The 16,300-nt window shown below is 68.8% G+C and carries 13 protein-coding genes; 4 read left to right on the top strand and 9 right to left on the bottom strand.

The annotated features are described in order from the left end of the window. Nucleotides 1-5 precede the first annotated feature (5 nt). Nucleotides 6-1,268 carry an FHA domain-containing protein gene (locus KEG57_RS34075; RefSeq protein WP_272459206.1) on the bottom strand — a complete coding sequence of 421 codons (1,263 nt, stop codon included), beginning with the start codon at nt 1,266-1,268 and terminating at the stop codon, nt 6-8. A gap of 142 nt (nt 1,269-1,410) precedes the next feature. Further along, nucleotides 1,411-3,861: an endopeptidase La gene (gene lon / locus KEG57_RS34070; RefSeq protein WP_272421620.1), complete on the bottom strand. Its 2,451-nt coding sequence runs from the start codon at nt 3,859-3,861 to the stop codon at nt 1,411-1,413. A 310-nt stretch (nt 3,862-4,171) separates the two neighbouring features. On the opposite strand from lon, the gene KEG57_RS34065 reads away from it, so the two are divergent. After that, nucleotides 4,172-5,056 (top strand): formylglycine-generating enzyme family protein, encoded by an 885-nt coding sequence (locus KEG57_RS34065; RefSeq protein WP_272421619.1) that lies wholly within the window; start codon nt 4,172-4,174, stop codon nt 5,054-5,056. Here the strand turns inward: KEG57_RS34065 and fmt are convergent. The 6 genes from fmt to deoC all read right to left on the bottom strand — a co-directional run bounded on the left by fmt (nt 5,053) and on the right by deoC (nt 11,597). Further along, nucleotides 5,053-5,985, bottom strand: coding sequence for a methionyl-tRNA formyltransferase (gene fmt, locus KEG57_RS34060; RefSeq protein ID WP_272421618.1), 933 nt, complete (start codon nt 5,983-5,985; stop codon nt 5,053-5,055). The genes KEG57_RS34065 and fmt overlap by 4 nt on opposite strands. A gap of 17 nt (nt 5,986-6,002) precedes the next feature. Beyond that, entirely contained in the window at nt 6,003-6,626 is a 624-nt protein-coding gene (locus KEG57_RS34055) for a DUF3226 domain-containing protein (RefSeq protein WP_272421617.1), read from the bottom strand. Nucleotides 6,627-6,633: 7 nt separating this feature from the next. Next, nucleotides 6,634-7,596 (bottom strand): AAA family ATPase, encoded by a 963-nt coding sequence (locus KEG57_RS34050; protein ID WP_272421616.1) that lies wholly within the window; start codon nt 7,594-7,596, stop codon nt 6,634-6,636. Nucleotides 7,597-8,139: 543 nt separating this feature from the next. Beyond that, nucleotides 8,140-9,105 (bottom strand): aldehyde dehydrogenase family protein, encoded by a 966-nt coding sequence (locus tag KEG57_RS34045; RefSeq protein ID WP_272421615.1) that lies wholly within the window; start codon nt 9,103-9,105, stop codon nt 8,140-8,142. Continuing rightward, nucleotides 9,105-10,643: an aldehyde dehydrogenase family protein gene (locus KEG57_RS34040; RefSeq protein ID WP_272421614.1), complete on the bottom strand. Its 1,539-nt coding sequence runs from the start codon at nt 10,641-10,643 to the stop codon at nt 9,105-9,107. Before KEG57_RS34040 ends, KEG57_RS34045 begins: the two co-directional genes overlap by 1 nt. Nucleotides 10,644-10,652: 9 nt before the next feature. Then, the gene (gene deoC, locus KEG57_RS34035; protein ID WP_272421613.1) at nt 10,653-11,597 is read right to left on the bottom strand and encodes a deoxyribose-phosphate aldolase; all 945 of its coding nucleotides are present in this window, start codon (nt 11,595-11,597) and stop codon (nt 10,653-10,655) included. Between the two features lie 66 nt (nt 11,598-11,663). Between deoC and KEG57_RS34030 the strand changes: the two genes are divergently transcribed. After that, nucleotides 11,664-12,560 (top strand): alpha/beta fold hydrolase, encoded by an 897-nt coding sequence (locus KEG57_RS34030; RefSeq protein ID WP_272421612.1) that lies wholly within the window; start codon nt 11,664-11,666, stop codon nt 12,558-12,560. 97 nt (nt 12,561-12,657) lie between these two features. After that, nucleotides 12,658-13,317 (top strand): hypothetical protein, encoded by a 660-nt coding sequence (locus tag KEG57_RS34025; RefSeq protein ID WP_272421611.1) that lies wholly within the window; start codon nt 12,658-12,660, stop codon nt 13,315-13,317. Between the two features lie 351 nt (nt 13,318-13,668). Here the strand turns inward: KEG57_RS34025 and KEG57_RS34020 are convergent, their stop codons facing one another. Next, entirely contained in the window at nt 13,669-15,192 is a 1,524-nt protein-coding gene (locus tag KEG57_RS34020; protein ID WP_272421610.1) for a serine/threonine-protein kinase, read from the bottom strand. Between the two features lie 193 nt (nt 15,193-15,385). Here KEG57_RS34020 and KEG57_RS34015 point away from each other — a divergent pair, with 193 nt between their 5' ends. Next, on the top strand, nt 15,386-16,288 hold the full coding sequence (locus KEG57_RS34015) for a 2-hydroxyacid dehydrogenase (RefSeq protein WP_272421609.1): 903 nt from the start codon (nt 15,386-15,388) through the stop codon (nt 16,286-16,288). Nucleotides 16,289-16,300 lie beyond the last annotated feature (12 nt).

Below are 16,300 nucleotides of genomic sequence, written 5' to 3'. Positions count from 1 at the left end.
ATTCTCTAGGACACGAGCAGTTTGACCACGAACGTCGTGCTGCCGAGGCGCAGCCGATCGTTGTCGCGGAGCTGGCGGCGATCGCCGGGCACGAGCTTCTGCTCGTTCAGGAACGTCCCGTTGCGCGAGTTGTCGTCCTCGACGAACGCCTGACCCGTCGCGGGATCCGCGTGGATCGTCGCGTGGCGCGACGACGTGCTGCCGTCCGAGACCGCGATGTCCACGCCGCTGTCCCCGCCGCTCCGACCGAGCTGCGTGCGGCCGCTGTGGATCGGCCAGAAGCTGCCGCCCGGATCGTTCTGGAACGTCACGAGGAAGCCGACGAGCACGCGTTGCCCCGACGGCGTCACCGCCCCCGGCGGCGCGGCCGCGGGCCCTGACAACGAGCCCGGCGAAACCATCTGCGGCGCGACCATCGGCGGCTGCCCGAGCCCGCCTCCCAGACCGCCCGGCGACATCATCGGCGGCGGCGCCACCATCGGCGGCGGCGCGACCCCGCCGAGCTGACCCGGCCCCGTCAGGCGCGGCGGCGCGGCGGGCATCGCGCCCATCCCGCCTTGCGGGACCATCGGCGGCACGGCCATCTGCGGCGCCATCTGCGGCGCCATCTGCGGCGCCATCTGCGGCGCCATCTGCGGCGCCATCTGCGGCACTGCCATCGGCGGCGCGGACATGCCTGGATTGCCGAACGTCGGCGCGGGCTGGCCCATCGGCTGCCCCATCGGTTGCCCCATCGGCTGCCCCATCGGCTGCGCCATCGGCGGAGGTTGTCCGAACGAAGGCGCGCCGGGCATCTGCGGCGCACCCATCGGCGGCGCGCCGAGCGGCGCTTGGCCAAACGGCATCCCGCCGGGTGCGGGCGGCGCTCCGAAGCCCGGGGCCGCGGGCATCCCGGGCGGCGCGCCCATCGGCTGTTGCGGCGCGGGCTTCGGCGCCTCGCGCGCCCAGGGCGAGCGCATGGGACTGTCGTCCACGTCGGCCGACGAGAACGCGCTCGCGGCCGGCATCCCGCCTCCGGCCATGGGCGGCGGCGGATAGGCTCCGGGCGTGACGGGCGGCGGAGGCGCCATCCCGCCCGGGTTGATCTTCGGTGGAGGCGCGGGGTAGCCGCCGCCCATCCCTGGGGGCCCCGGAGGCGCATAGGCCCCCGCTCCACCCATCGGAGGCGGCGCCGGTGCGCCTGCTCCACCCCCCACGGACGCTCCGCACATGTTGCAGACCGAGTCCGTGTCCTTGAGCATCCACTGACAGCTGGGACAGGGCTTCATCCGCCCGCCACACTAACATTTTTGTCCGCCGCGGGTCTCCCGCTCCGCGAACGTCGGGCGAGCATGGGGATCGGCGCCACAAAAAGACATCGGGGGCGATGCGCGAGCACCGCCCCCGATGTTCATTGCCGACAAACCTGCGTCAGTTGCTGCTGGCCGTCGGTTGCTTCTCGGCGTCCTTCTTCTCGCCGTCGCGGGCCTCTTCGGTCCCCTCCGGCACAGGCTGCGGCATCGACTCGAGGGCCGCTTCGAGCACCTGCTCCATGCGGCTCACGAAGAAGAACTGCAGCTCGTCGACGACCTCCTTCGGCACCTCCTCGAGGTCCGCGCGGTTCCGCTCGGGGACGATGATGCGCTTGATCCCCGCGCGGTGCGCCGCGAGCACCTTCTCCTTGAGGCCGCCGATCGGCAGGACGCGACCACGCAGCGTGATCTCGCCCGTCATCGCGACGTCGTGCCGGACCTTGAGGCCCGTCAGGAGCGAGACGAGAGCGGTGAACATCGTCACGCCCGCGCTCGGTCCGTCCTTCGGCATCGCGCCCGCGGGGATGTGGATGTGCAGATCGCTCTTGTCGAGGAAGTCCTTCGGGATGCCGTACTTCAAGGCATTCGTCCGGACGAACGACAGCGCTGCCTGCGCGCTCTCCTTCATGACGTCGCCGAGCTGCCCCGTGAGCTGGAGCTTGCCGGTGCCGTACATGCGCGTCGCCTCGATGAAGAGGATCTCGCCGCCCACGCTCGTCCACGCGAGGCCCGTCGCCACGCCCGTGTCCGCCGTGCGCTCGGCGACCTCGCTCGTGTACTTCGGCGCGCCGAGGAACTCGTGCAGGTCGTCCTCGTTGTCGACGCGACGCTTCTGCGTCTCGCCCTCGGCGACCTTCACCGCCACGCCGCGGATGACGCTCGCGATCTGGCGCTCGAGCGAACGGACGCCCGCCTCGCGCGTGTACCGATCGATGATCTCTTCGAGCGCACGATCGGTGATCTCGAGCTGCTCCTGCGTGAGGCCGTGATCCGAGAGCTGCTTCGGCAGGAGGTGCTGCCGCGCGATCGCGAGCTTCTCACGCCGCGTGTAGCCGGGGATCTCGAGGATCTCCATGCGGTCGCGGAGCGGAGGCGGGATCGGGTCGGCCGTGTTCGCCGTGGCCACGAACATCACGTGCGACAGGTCGTACGGGATCTCGAGGTAGTGATCGGCGAACGTGTTGTTCTGCTCCGGGTCGAGCACCTCGAGCAACGCCGCGGACGGGTCGCCGCGGAAGTCGTGCCCGATCTTGTCGACCTCATCCATCATGAAGACCGGGTTCACGGTGCTCGCCTTCTTCATGCCCTGGATGATCTGGCCGGGCAGCGCGCCGACGTAGGTGCGCCGGTGGCCGCGGATCGCCGCCTCGTCGTGCACGCCGCCGAGCGAGACGCGGTGGAACTTCCGACCGAGCGCGCGCGCGATGGAGCGCCCGAGCGAGGTCTTGCCGACGCCGGGAGGCCCGAGCAGGCAGAGGATCGGTCCCTTCTTGTCCTGCTTCAGCTTGCGCACCGCGAGGTACTCGAGGATGCGCTTCTTCACCTTCTCGAGACCGTAGTGATCCTCGTCGAGGACCTTGCGCACCGCCGAGATGTCGAGATTGTCCGTCGTCGACTGCGTCCACGGGATGTCGAGGATCCAGTCGAGGTACGTCCGGACCACGGTGTACTCGGCCGAACCCACCTGCATCGTGCGCAGGCGCTTGAGCTGCTTCTTCGCGACGGTCTCCGCCTCCGTGGGCAGGTTCGCCTTCGCGATGCGATCCTCGAGGCCGTCGAGATCGCCCTGATCGCCGTCGTCCTCGCCGAGCTCCTCCTTGATCGCCTTGAGCTGCTGGCGGAGCACGTACTCGCGCTGGTTCTTGCCCATCTCCTCCTTGATCTGGGAGTTGATGCGCTCGCGCATCTTGAGGATCTCGAGCTGGCGCGTGAGCAGGCGCAGAACCTTCCGGATGCGCTCCTTCACGTCCACGGTCTCGATGAGCTGCGCCTTCTCCTCGACGGGCGCGTCGAGGTTCGCCGCCACGAGATCCGCGAGCGCGCCGGGCGCCTGGATCGAATCGATCAGCGAGCCCGCCTCGCGCGGCAGCTCGGGCATCAGCTGGATGACCTGCTTGGCGATGTCGCGCAGGCTCATCGCGAGCGCTTCGGCCTCGACGTCTTCCGTCGCGGGCTCGTCGATGCGACGGATCTTCGCCTTCATGTACGGCGACATCGTGACCACGCCTTCGAGACGGATCCGCGTCAGGCCTTGGAGGATGAGCGAGTAGTTGCCGGAGCTGTGCTTGAGCGCCTTGAGGACGCGGGCCGCACAACCGACCGGGTAAAGATCCTCCGCCGCGGGATCGTCCGTCGACGGATCCCTCTGCGCGAAGATCGCGATCACCGGCCCGGGAAGGTTGTCGACGTCTTCGACGAGGGCGACGCTCTTCTCACGGCCCACGTCGAACGGCGCGACCGCTCCCGGAAACAGCACGGCGTTGCGGATGGGGAGGACCGGGAGCTCGTCGCCGAAGACCACCTCCTCCTCGGAACGCGGCTGACTCGGCGGGTTTTTCTTTTCCGACATGAGACGATCTCCTCTGCGAAGCTACCCGGGACGGGAGCAGCTCCGACCGGCATCGGCGGCAATTGCTGGACCCTACAGAGGCCAGCTCACGAATAGCGTCAATCGGTTTGATGTCCTCCCGAGCCCCGTGGAGCAAGCTGCGCCCGAGCGGGGTGTCGGAGGCGGCGGTCAACGTAGACACGACGCACGCGCCATGCCAGGGCTCTGCGGGAGATTTCATCCGCTCTCGGGAGCCACGGGGGTCCCGTAGGGTCTTCTCCGAGCTTTGAAGAGCCCGCCACGGCTAGCGCCCCCGTCCGGGGCGGGTACCATGCGCCCGGGAGTCCGCCGCTTGCTCGATCCGGTCCTCGCGACGTTGTCCCTCGCTGCCTTCCTGCTGCACGTCCCCGCAGCGCCTTCGCTCGATCCAGGCCCGAACCCCGAGTGCCCGAGCGACATGCGCCTGGTCACGGGCACACACGCCGACGAGGTCCAGCACCTCTGCACAGACCCCCGCAAGGACGCGAAGACGACGCATTGCTTCGCTTATTTCGAGGGTCTGACGGGGGAGGAAGGGACCCGGACGGACGTCCGCGTCTGCATGGATCAGTTCGAGGCGCCGAACCGGCGCGGCGCGCGTCCGCTCGTCATGCAGTCGTTCCGGATGGCCGAGCGCTGGTGCGGCGAGCGCGGAAAACGCGTCTGCACCGAGCAGGAGTGGGAGCTCGCCTGCGAAGGCGGCGAGCGGAGGCCGCTCGCGTACGGCTGGCAGGTGAACCGGACGCAATGCAACAGCGACAAGCCGTGGCGGCCGTTCGACGCGCGGGCGCTCGCGGCCGGAGGCGAGGACGAAAAGAAGGAGCTCGAGAAGCTCTGGCAAGGTGCGACGAGCGGCTCGTACCTCAGCTGCGTCTCGCCGTTCGGCATCTACGACATGATGGGCAACGTCGAGGAGTGGGTCGCGACGCGGCCCGGACGCAAATTCCCCGGCGCGCTGATGGGCGGGTTCTGGGCGAAGCCGTGGACGGGCTGCCGCGGGACGAACGACGCGCACGAGCCGTCGTTCACGTTCTACGAGACGGGCTTCCGCTGCTGCGCCGATCCCGGGAAGCTTTCGGATGCGACGAAGGCGCCGAGCGGCGGCGACGGAACGAAAGACGAAGGCGAGCCGAAGCCGAAGCCGGCGAAGAAGAAGCGGAAGAAGCGCGCTGGCTAGGCGCCGAGGGTCATGCCCTTCGCGAGGGCGCGACCGGCGACGAGCTCCTGCGCGGACAGAACTTTCCGTCCTTCGAGTTGCCCGCGCACGAGCGTGATCGTGCCCGCGCCGCATGCGACCTCCGCGCCCCATTTGTCCGCGGCGATGATCTCGCCGGGCGTGCCGCGCACACCTTGCTCGGTGGCCACCTTCGTTGCGAGCACCTTCAGCCCTTTGCCTGCGCACGTCGTGAACGCGCCGGGCCACGAGGTCATGCCGCGGACGTGATCGTGCACCGCGCGTGCGGGCTTCGACCAATCGATGCGGCCGTGCTCCTTTTCGAGCATCGGCGCCATCGTCGCCGCCGCGTGATCCTGTTCCCGCGCAACGAGGTCTCCGGATACCGCGCGGAAAAGATCTTCACGCACGACACGCGCCGCGAGCTCGCCGAGCTCGACGTAAAGCTCGTCGGCGGTCATGTCCTCGCCGATCGGGATTCGGTGCGTGGAGAAGACGGGGCCCGTGTCCATGCCCTCGTCCATCTGCATGAGGCAAACGCCCGTCTCGCGCTCGCCGTTCACGATCGCCCACGTGATCGGGGCCGCGCCGCGGTACTTGGGCAGGATCGAGGCGTGCAGGTTCATGCAGCCGCGGCGAGGCGCTTCGAGCACGGCCTTGGGCAAGATGCGGCCGTACGCGATGACGAGCGCGACGTCGGCGTTCGTCTCCGCGATGAGGCGTGCGAACTCCGGTGTTTTGACCTTGAGCGGTTGCTCGACGCGCAGGCCGAGCTCGAGGGCGCGCTGCTTGACCGGCGGCGCACGGAGTTCGAGGCCGCGACCCGCAGGTCGATCGGGCTGGCAAACGACGAGCGGGATCTCGGCGATCGCGTGGAGCGCGTCGAGCGCGAAGACGGAGATGGCAGGGGTGCCGAAGAAGAGAGCGCGCACGGGCGGGGTGTAGCGCTTCAGAGGCGGCGGAGGAAGTCGATGAGGGGCTGGAACTCGGGACGGGAGAAATCGAAGACGCGATCCCTCGCGCCGGGGCCCAGCCGGGGGTCCTCGTCGCTGAGCACCGAGAGGAGCGCGCTGATCCGTCCCTTGTCGGGGCTCTTTGCCCGATGACCTTGGCCGTCCATGCAGGCGAGGAACGTCTCGACGCACGTCCTGGGTCCAGCATTCTCGGGGTCGTTCGACCACGCTCGCCAGACGAGGGACTCGATCTCGCCGGTGTTACCGTCGCCGGAGACGACGAAGAGCCCGATGCTCGGTGTGCCCTGCGTCCAGTCGGCATGCCTGACCGCCTGCCCCGTGATCCTCGTGAGCACCGATTCAAGCGAACGGCACGTACCCGAAAGGTCCGCGTCCGCGTCGACGATCACGCCAATGCACTTCTTCGCGGCGAGGAGCTTCCGGCTCAGGAACGTCTCCAGCTTGGTGGTCAGCTCGGACTTGCCGTTCATCTCCTTGATGAAGACGCCGTCCAGCTTGCCGATCGCCTCGAGCGCCTCGGCGTAGAACAGGAGATCGCCGTAGCCCTCGACGATCAGGACACGATCGCACGCTTCGAGCGTCGGTTTCTTGGTTGTCATCACCGTCTCAACGAAGCTCGATGTCCCCGGCGATGGCCGCTTCGATGTGCTTGCGGTCCAGGGTGCGCCCTTCCGCCGCGCCTTCCATGCGATAGAGCTGGATCACGCGGAAGTCGTAGCTGTTTCGCGCAGCGAAACACTCGTGCGCGGCGATGAGGCACTCGCGGGAGTGGGTCGTGGCGAAGACCTGGATGCCGAGGCGCTCGGAGACTTCGGCGATTCCCTTCCAGACCGTGGGGAGCGCGGTGTAGTGGATGCCGTTCTCGATCTCGTCGATGAAGCAGATGTCCGGCTTGCCGCCGAGCAGCTCCGAGAAGATCGCCACGAGCCTGTAGATGCCCTGCCCTGCCTGCGAGAGGGGGATGCGCTCACGAAGGCCGACGTCGACGGCGATGAAGGGCTTGGAAGAGGCAGCGTCGAGCCGCACCGAGCGGATGCGCTTATCGACGGAGGCGAGCAGAGACTCCAACTGCCGCTCGTCTTCGGGCGCTCGCACTGCTGCCGCGAAGGCGTCTACCAGCGCTTCGGGCACGCGGTGCTGCACGGAGACCGCATGCGCACGCAGACGTCGAAATGGTCCCTTGCCGCGTACAAAGATCGGGTGCTTGTCGGATGAGAACTCACTTTGCTCACCCTCACCGAGCTTGTGCTGGAAGTGGAAGCCCCTCTCGATGGTAAACTCACGCAGCTCGGATTTCGGTGACGTCACCCGAAGGCAGGCCGCAGCGTCCCCAGCACCATGCTGCGGCACCCAATCGAAAAACCGTGCGTCAGCCTCCTGGTGGCGGTCGATGCGATACAACCGATGCAGATCAAACATCTGCATGGGATTCGCGAGCAGCGTGATCGCCTCCAGCAGCGACGTCTTCCCCGTGTTGTTCTCACCAACGACGAGGTTGACGCGACCGAGATCCTCCAGCGTGAGGCGGGAAAAGCCACGGAACCGTTCGATCTCGATCGACTGGAACATGCGCCTCGTCGTTCCTTGCCCGTTCACCCGCCCAGCGGCAAGCCCCTCGCCGGCCGAGCGCAACGAACGTCCTGACGAGCCTCCGCCCTCGTCGGACAAGAGCCGCTGAACACCCCCGCAAAAACGCAGCGTGCAGGCTCCCGACCGAGGGCTCCACGGCGCAAAACCCCACACCTCCTCTGCGAGGCGTGTCTTGCACGCACGCAAATCGACCCCTCGGGCGTCGCCGACGTCCCTTGCACCCACGCAAGCAGTGCCCTCGCGACTGTTTGGAGTGCCTTGCGCCGATGCAAGACACCCCAAACACATGTCACGGATGCGCTTGTGCGCGCGCAAGCGCACCCAAACGTGTGCGCTGACCCCGCTTGCGCACGTTCAAGCGGGTCCGTCGAGTGCAGCCGGCAGCGTTTGCGCCGGCGCAAGCCCCCCCGCGCACATGGCCCCGCGTGTCTCGCATGCACGCAAGACACGCCGCGCAAGCGGAACCCTTCGGATCGCGTCGGCGCAGCGCTGGTGGGGATGCCGGTGGATGGAGGTTTGCGCTTACGCGCCCGAGGGATGCCAGATCGTCTTCATCTCGACGAACCGCTCGATCCAGCGCGGGCTCGTCGCGCCGTCCGCGTCGAACCAGGCCGCCTCGTCGATCGATCGCGTCCGCACGCGCTTCACGTTCACGATGGCCGCCTCCTCCGCCTTGCGCGCGAGCTCCGGCGTCACGCCGTGCAGATCGAGCGCCGCCACCTCCATGTGCTTCGCGAGGTGCGGAAGCAGCTCGGCCGCGCGGCCGGTGAGCACGTTGATCACGCCACCCGGCAGATCACTCGTCGCGAGCGCCTCGCCGAGCACGAGCGCCGTGCGCGGATCCTCCTCGCTCGCGAGCACGACGACCGTGTTGCCCGCCGTGATGATCGGCAGGACCGCGCCGAGCAGCCCGAGGAGCGCCGGACGCGCGGGCGAAACGACGCCGACCACGCCCATCGACTCGGGCACCGTGAAGTTGAAGTGCGGCCCGGCGACCGGATTCAGGCTCGAAAACAAGCTCTGGTACTTGTCCGCCCAGCCCGCGTACGAGACCACGCGATCGATCGCGGCCGCCGTCTCGGTCGCCGCCCGCGACGCATCGAGCCCGCCGCGCTCGAGCGCGCGCGCGAGCTCGCCTTGCCGCGCTTCGAGCATCTCCGCGAGCCGGTAGAGGATCTGCCCGCGGTTGTACGCGGTTCGGCCAGACCAGCCCTCCCACGCGCCGCGCGCCACGACGACCGCGTCGCGCACGTCCTTGCGGGACGCCCACGGCACGTTCTCTTTCGTCCCTCCGAGGCTCATCGGATCCGCCACCTGGATGTACCTGCCCGACTCCGATCGAACGAACTGCCCGCCGACCAACATTTTGTAGGCTTTTCTCACCCGCAGGCGTTCGGGCAAGACGAACCCGTTCTCGCTCCCGTTCACGTCGTCCTGCAGAGGCGCGCGCTCGTTGTCCTTCACCTTGCTCTCCTTCGCGCGCGCCATCAGTCCACCTCGAGATACGGCAAGAGCCCTTGCCGGCCGCCTTCGCGGCCGAAGCCGCTCTCCTTGTAACCGCCGAACGGAGAGCTCGGATCGAACTTGTTGTACGTGTTCGCCCAGACGACCCCGGCGCGCAGCCGCTGCGAGACCCAGAAGCTCTTCGAGCCCTTGTCCGTCCAGACGCCCGCGCTCAGGCCGTACATCGTGTTGTTCGCCTTCTCGATCGCCTCGTCGGGCGTGCGGAAGGTCATCACGGCGAGCACCGGCCCGAAGATCTCCTCGCGCGCGATGCGGTGCGATTGCGACACGCCCGTGAAGAGCGTCGGCGCGAACCAGTAGCCGCGCGTCGGCAACTCGCACGGCGTCGAGAACCGCTCGGCGCCTTCGCGCTCACCCGCGTCGACGAGCTCGCGGATCTTGTCGAGCTGCATCTTCGAGTTGATCGCGCCGACGTCGGTGTTCTTGTCGAGCGGATCCCCCACGCGCAGCGTCTGCATGCGATCACGGAGCTTTTGCAGGAGCGGCTCGAATGCGCCCTCCTCCACGAGCAGGCGTGATCCCGCGCAGCAGACGTGCCCCTGGTTGAAGTAGATGCCCGAGATGATCCCCTCGACCGCCTGATCGAGCGGCGCGTCCGCGAACACGATGTTCGCCGCTTTGCCGCCGAGCTCGAGCGTGAGCTTCTTCTTCGTGCCGGACAGGGCCTTCTGGATCCGCTTGCCCACGTCCGTCGATCCCGTGAACGCGACCTTGTCCACGTCCGGATGCGCGACGACCGCCGCGCCCGTCGCGCCCGCGCCCGTCACGATGTTCACCACGCCCGGCGGCAGATCACACTCCTCGATGATCTTCGCGAGCAAGAGCGCCGTGAGCGGCGTCGTCTCCGCGGGCTTGAGCACGCACGTGTTGCCCGCGGCGAGCGCGGGCGCGAGCTTCCACGCGGCCATGAGCAGCGGGAAGTTCCAGGGGATCACCTGCCCCGCCACGCCGAGCGGGCGCGGCGAGCGACCCGGGAACGCGTACGCGAGTTTGTCGGCCCAGCCCGCGTAATAGAAGAAGTGCGCTGCCACGAGCGGCAGATCGACGTCGCGCGACTCCTTGATGGGCTTGCCGCCGTCCATCGTCTCCACGATGGCGAGCTCGCGCGCCTTCTCCTGGATCACCCGCGCGATGCGGTAGATGTACTTGCCGCGCTCGATCCCGGAGAGCTTCGACCAGTACCTTTCATACCCAGCTCGCGCAGCCTTGACGGCGAGGTCGACGTCACGCTCGTTGGCTTCGGCGACCTCGGCGAGCTTCTGCTCGGTCGAGGGGCTCACGGTGTCGAAATACTTGCCCGACGACGGCGCGACCCACTTGCCGCCGATGAAGAGCTCGTAACGCGGATCGATCCGCACGTGATCGGCGGCCTCGGGCGCGGGCGCGTAGGTCCACGCCTTGCCGAACTCGAGCGCGGCTCCATGCGTTGGGCGAGCGGGCGACGACGGGGCCGCGTGGGTCTCGCCGTTCGTCGCAGAGGCGATCGTTTCCTTGGCGGTCATCGTGTCTCCTCAGTCCTTGCTGAAGTAATCGCCTGACTGGTAGGCGCCCGTGCGCTCTTTCTCGAGCTGCATGAGCACGTCGTTGAGCAACGTGGATGCGCCGAGGCGGAAGAGATCCGGCGTGAGCCAGGCGTCCCCGAGCGTCTCCTTCACGAGCACCAGGTAATGGAGCGCCTGCTTCGCCGTGCGGATCCCGCCCGCCGGCTTCATGCCGATGCGCTTGCCCGTCGCGTAGAAGAAGTCGCGGATCGCCTCCAGCATCACGAGCGTGACCGCGGGCGTCGCCGCCGGCGTGACCTTGCCCGTCGACGTCTTGATGAAGTCCGCGCCCGCGAGCATCGCGATCTGGCTCGCCTCACGCACGAGGTCGTACGTGCCGAGCTCTCCCGTCTCCAGAATCACCTTGAGGTGCGCCGCTCCGCACGCCTCTTTCGTCGCCGCGATCTCGTCGAAGATGCGCGTCTTCTCCCCGGCGAGCAGCGCGCCGCGATCGATCACCATGTCGATCTCGTCGGCGCCCCACGCGACCGCGCGCCGCACGTCGTCGAGCTTCACGTCGAGCGCCGAGAGCCCGCTCGGGAACGCCGTCGCCACGCTCGCGACCTTCACGCTCGATCCGGCGAGCGCTTGCTTCGCCACGGGCACGAGCTTCGGGTACACGCAGATCGCGGCGCACGGCGGTACCTCGGGCGAGGCGTAGGGCCGCATCGCCTTCTGGCAGAGCTGCGTCACCTTGCCCGGCGAGTCCTTCCCTTCGAGGGTCGTGAGATCCATCATCGCGATGGAGAGCAAGAGTCCCGCGACCTTCGCCTCCTTCTTGATGCTGCGCTTGCCGAGAGCCGCCGCGCGCTCCTCGACCATCACCTTGTCCACAGTGGGCGCCGAAAAATCGGGGTACGTCCGCACTCCGCTCGGCCCTACCGCGCCCTTGCCATTGCCGCCTTCTGCAGCCATCGACCGGCCTCCGGGCCGGGACGCTAGCAGAACTATCCGCGCCGCGGCATCCCTGCTAAGGGTGGCATGGTGCAGAGCGGGTCGGGCCTCGTCTTCGTCAATGGAATCCGCCTCTACATCCATCGTTTTCAGCCCGCCAGCGCTCGTCCGAGCGGCCTGACGGTTCTGCTTCTCCACGGATACCTGGACTCGGGTGCCACGTGGGATCTCGTGGCCGAGCCCCTCGCGCGCGCCGGCCACGACGTCCTCGCGCCCGATCTTCGCGGGTTCGGCGAGAGCGACTCCGTCGGCGCAGGCGGCTACTACCACTTCCCCGACTACGTCAGTGACCTCTCGTCGCTGCTCGACATCCTCGCGCCGAAGCGCCTCGCGCTCGTGGGTCACTCGATGGGCGGCACGATCGCCGCGCTCTTCGCCGGCGCGAGGCCTCAGCGCGTCGATCAGCTCGTCCTGCTCGAAGGCCTCGGCGCGCCCGCCTCCGAACCGAGCACGGCCGTCGATCGCATGCGCACCTGGCTCGACGACATGCGCTCGCTCGATCGCACCCCGCGCCCCGTCGGCTCCTTCGACGAGGCCCTCGATCGCCTCGCGCGCAGGCACCCGCAGGTCCCGCGCGCGATCCTCGAGAGCCGCGCGCGCCTGCTCACGCGCACCCACTCGGGCCGTTTGTCCTGGGCCTACGATGCCATGCACCGCACGACGGCGCCGGTCCCGTTCCACCTCGAGTCCTTCAAGTGCTTCCTCCGCCGCATCACGGCGCCCACGCTTTATGTGAGCGGCGGCGTCAACGGCCTGCGGTTGCCCGACGAGGCCGAGCGGCTTGCGTGCATCCCGAGCACGCTGCACGTCGATCTGCCCGAAGCCGGCCACATGATGCACTGGACCGCGCCCGAGGTGCTCGCCGAGCGCTTGCTCCGCTTCTTCGCCTCGCCGCCCGAGAGCCGGCCGGCCCCGCTGCGCTGAGCTCCACGTAACGAGGGAACACCGCTAGGCGGAATGGGCGCGAACCTCCCCCGCGCCACGATTGAATTTTCGAGCGCGAGGCGCCACGCTGGACGGCATGCGATACCCGCGCTTCTTTTCTTTTTCTTCGCTGCCGCTCCCCCTCCTCTCGCTCGCACTCGCGACCGGCTTGCTCCTCACGGTGTCGAGCTCTGGATGCGGGACCGATCGCGCCTGTTTCTACTGGACCGAGCTCGAAGGCTCCTGCCCCTCGCAGGGCGAGGCGCTCGATTTCTTCCAGGGTGATTTCTGCTCGAGCAGCATCTCCTCGGTCGACAGCGAGGGCGCGTTCGAGGGCGACACGTGCTGTTACGACGTGACCGAGGACAGCTCGAACTTCGCGACCTGCTCCCCCGAACCAGGCGTGCCCGGGCCCTCGGTTGCCGTGGGCGTCGGCGGCTTCGGCGGGGTCGGCGGAGCCAGCGGAGGCGGCGGCGTGGCCGGCACTGGCGGCGTGGGCGGAGCCGGCGGCGGCTCGACGTGCGCGTCGTGCAAGCAGTTCTTGCTCGACGAGATGCCGCCCGAGCTCTGCCCCGCGTCCGTCCCGCTCTACGAGGCCTTCACCGACTGCAAGTGCCTCGGCGCCTGCGCGTCGGTGTGCGGCGAGGCGTGCATGTCGAACCAGGTCCCCGCATCCGACTGCGAGAACTGCCTGCTCGACAACTCCTCGAACGGCTGCGGCATGCAGTTCCTGGCCTGCTCGAACGACGGCAACTGAACGATCGACCGCGTCGCGGATGCCGCTGCGCTGGGGCGTTGCCCCAGGCCCCACCGGGGCTATCCGCCCCTGGACCCGGACCAGCCAGGGGCTGGACCCGGGGTCGATGAACTGCGCTTCGCGCAGTTCATCGAACAGGCCGAGTCAAGACCGGCGACGATCCTGCCAACCGAGACAGCCGCGCTGCCCTCTCGACTGGCAACGCGGTCCAACGGGCCCGTTGGAAGAACTGCGCGATGCGCAGTTCTTCCACCCCGAGTCCAGGGCTTGCCCTGGTCCGGGTCGAGGGGCGGATAGCCCCCGCGGGGTCCGGGGGCAGCGCCCCGGCGCCACGCTCCTGTCGAGCCCCTCTCAGGGGAAGTTGATATTGCCGACCTTCGGCGCCGTGCCCGTCGACGCGGGCGCCTTCGCCGTGCCTGTGCCGAACGGCTTCGCGGACGACGCGCCGCTCCCGAGCGTCGCCGCGGGCTTCTGGCTCGGCGCTTGCTGCGGCGCGGTCGCGGCGGGCTCGACGTCGATACCATCGCCTTCGGCGCCTGGCGCTGGCGCGGCTGCGGACGGCGCGGGGGCTTGCGGCGTCGGCGTGGGGGTCGCGCTTGGCACGGGCGCTTGCGACGGCGTGGCGGCTGCCGTGGAAAGGGCTGGCTCGGGGGGCCTCGCGTTCAGGAAAAACGCGGCGGCTCCGGCCACGCCTGCTGCGAGCGCGATGAACACGAGGCCCACGACGGCCGCGGGTGACATGCCACGACGCGGAGAGGCTGCGGGGACCGACATGGGCGCGGGGCCGCTCATGCTTGGCCGCGAGATCGGCCCGCCCGGCAGCGAGGGCCGATCCTGCGCTTGCATCATCGCTTGCGGAGCTTGCACCGGCGGTTGCTGCTGCGCGTACGGCAGCGGCGTCTGCGTCGCGGCGTATCCCGGGTACGACGTCTGCGAGGGCCGCGCGTTCGGGATGCTCGTCGGCCCGAGCAGATGCCGCGCCGCGCTGCTCTCGAAGGCCGCTGCGCGCACTGCGTCTTGCAGCGCGCGCAGCTCGTTCAGCATGTCCTCGGCCTTCTGGTAGCGCGTCTGCGGCCGGCGCTGCACCGCGCGCATCACCACGTTGACGAACCCTTGCGAGATTCGATCGTTTCGCCCTGTCTGCAGCGGCGGGGCGTCCGTCATCAGCTTGGCGCGCGCGAGCTCCGCGTCTTGCGCGTCGCCGAAGATGTGGCGCCCTGCGATCGCGCGGTAGAGCATGGCTCCGACTGCGTAGAGATCCGAGGCTGCGGTCACGTCGCGCGAGTTCAGGATCTGCTCGGGCGCCATGTACTCGAGGGTCCCGAGCGCCATGTCTGCGCGCGTCAGGTTCGTCTGCTCGAGGTCTTCGCCTGCGCCGGACTCGATGCGGCCCATGCCGAAGTCCACGATGATCGCGCGCGTCCTGCCGTTCGGCTGCGGCTCCATCATGATGTTGCCGGGCTTCATGTCGCGGTGGATCACGTGCGCGCGGTGCAGATCGCCGAGTGCGTCGACCACGTGACAGCCCACGTCGATCGCCTCCTCGACGGAGAGCCTTCGCTGCTGCAGCACCTTCGAGAGCGGCTGGCCCTCGATGTACTCCATGACGAGCACGAGTCCGACGCTCGGATCCTCGACGAAGTCGACGACGCGCGCGACGTGATCGCTCCGGATGCGGCCGAGCAGGTTTGCCTCGCGGCGGAAACGCGCGACCACCTCGCGATCGTAGGCAGCGGCGGCGAGCAGCGTCTTGATCGCCACTTTCATGCCGATCGCGAGGTGCTCACCGGCCCACACCTCGCCCATGCCGCCCGCGCCGACACGCGCGTCGACCCGGTACCGTCCCGCGATGATTGAGCCCGGAGCCAGATCCATACGATCGACCATGCTAACGGAAACCGACGTCGAACCGGCAAAAGGTTGCGCATCGAGACCACGAGCCCGACCCGCTGACGTACGGAAAAGCCTGTATCTTTTTCCACACACGGCGGGGGCACGAAGACCGCCTCGGACGACGGGGCACGCCTCCGCGCGTGCGCGACCGCCTCGATGGCGGTAACCGTCCCCTGTGCACATCGTCTTCTGCGGCACGGGCTGGTTCCCCATCGTCGACGCCATCCGCGCGCGGCTGCCTCTCGGCGTCACGCTGCGCGCGTGGGACCCGGGCTTGCCGCTCGCGGGCCAGGTCGAGGACGCTGACGTCCTCTTGCCCTCGAACGCTCGCCTCGATGCCGACGTCATTGCCGCGCCGCGCAATCTTCGCCTCATCCAGCAGCCGGCCGTTGGCACCGAGGGCATCGACCTCGCGGCGGCGCGCGCCCGGGGCGTTCCCGTGTGCAACGCGCCTGGCACGAATGGACAATCGGTCGCCGAGGCCGCGCTCTTCTTGATCCTCGCTCTTGCGCGCCGCTTCCCCTGCGCGAGCCGCGCTTTCGCCGAGCGCTCCATCGGCGCGCCGCTCGGCATCGAGCTTGCGGGCCGCACGCTCGGCATCCTCGGCCTCGGCCGCTCCGGCGCGGCGCTCGCCCGCATTGCCGAGGCCCTCGGCATGCGTATCCTCGCCGCGCGTAGCACCACGTCCCCCGAGGATGTCCTCGATCTCGCGGCCCGCGCCGACGTCATCAGCATCCATTGCCCGCTCACGCCGAGGACGCGTGGCCTCGTGGGCGAAACGTTTCTCTCGCGCGTGAAGCCCGGGGCCCTGCTCGTCAACGTTGCGCGGGGCCCCATCGTCGATCGAGACGCGCTCTTGCATGCCCTGGAGACGGGCAGGCTCGGCGGTGCTGGGCTCGACGTGTTCTGGGAGGAGCCTTGGGATCCGGCGGATCCGCTTTATCGTCGGGACGACGTCGTCGTCCTGCCGCACGTCGCGGGCTCGACGGAGGAGGCGTTCGCGCGGATCGCGGACATCGTCGCGGGCAACGTCCACCGCCTCCTTCGCGGCGAGCCGTTGCTGCATCGGATTGCGTGAGGTGCCGAGCGC

The sequence above is a fragment of the Polyangium jinanense genome (assembly GCF_028435365.1).
This window is presented reverse-complemented; position numbering and strand designations above follow the sequence as displayed.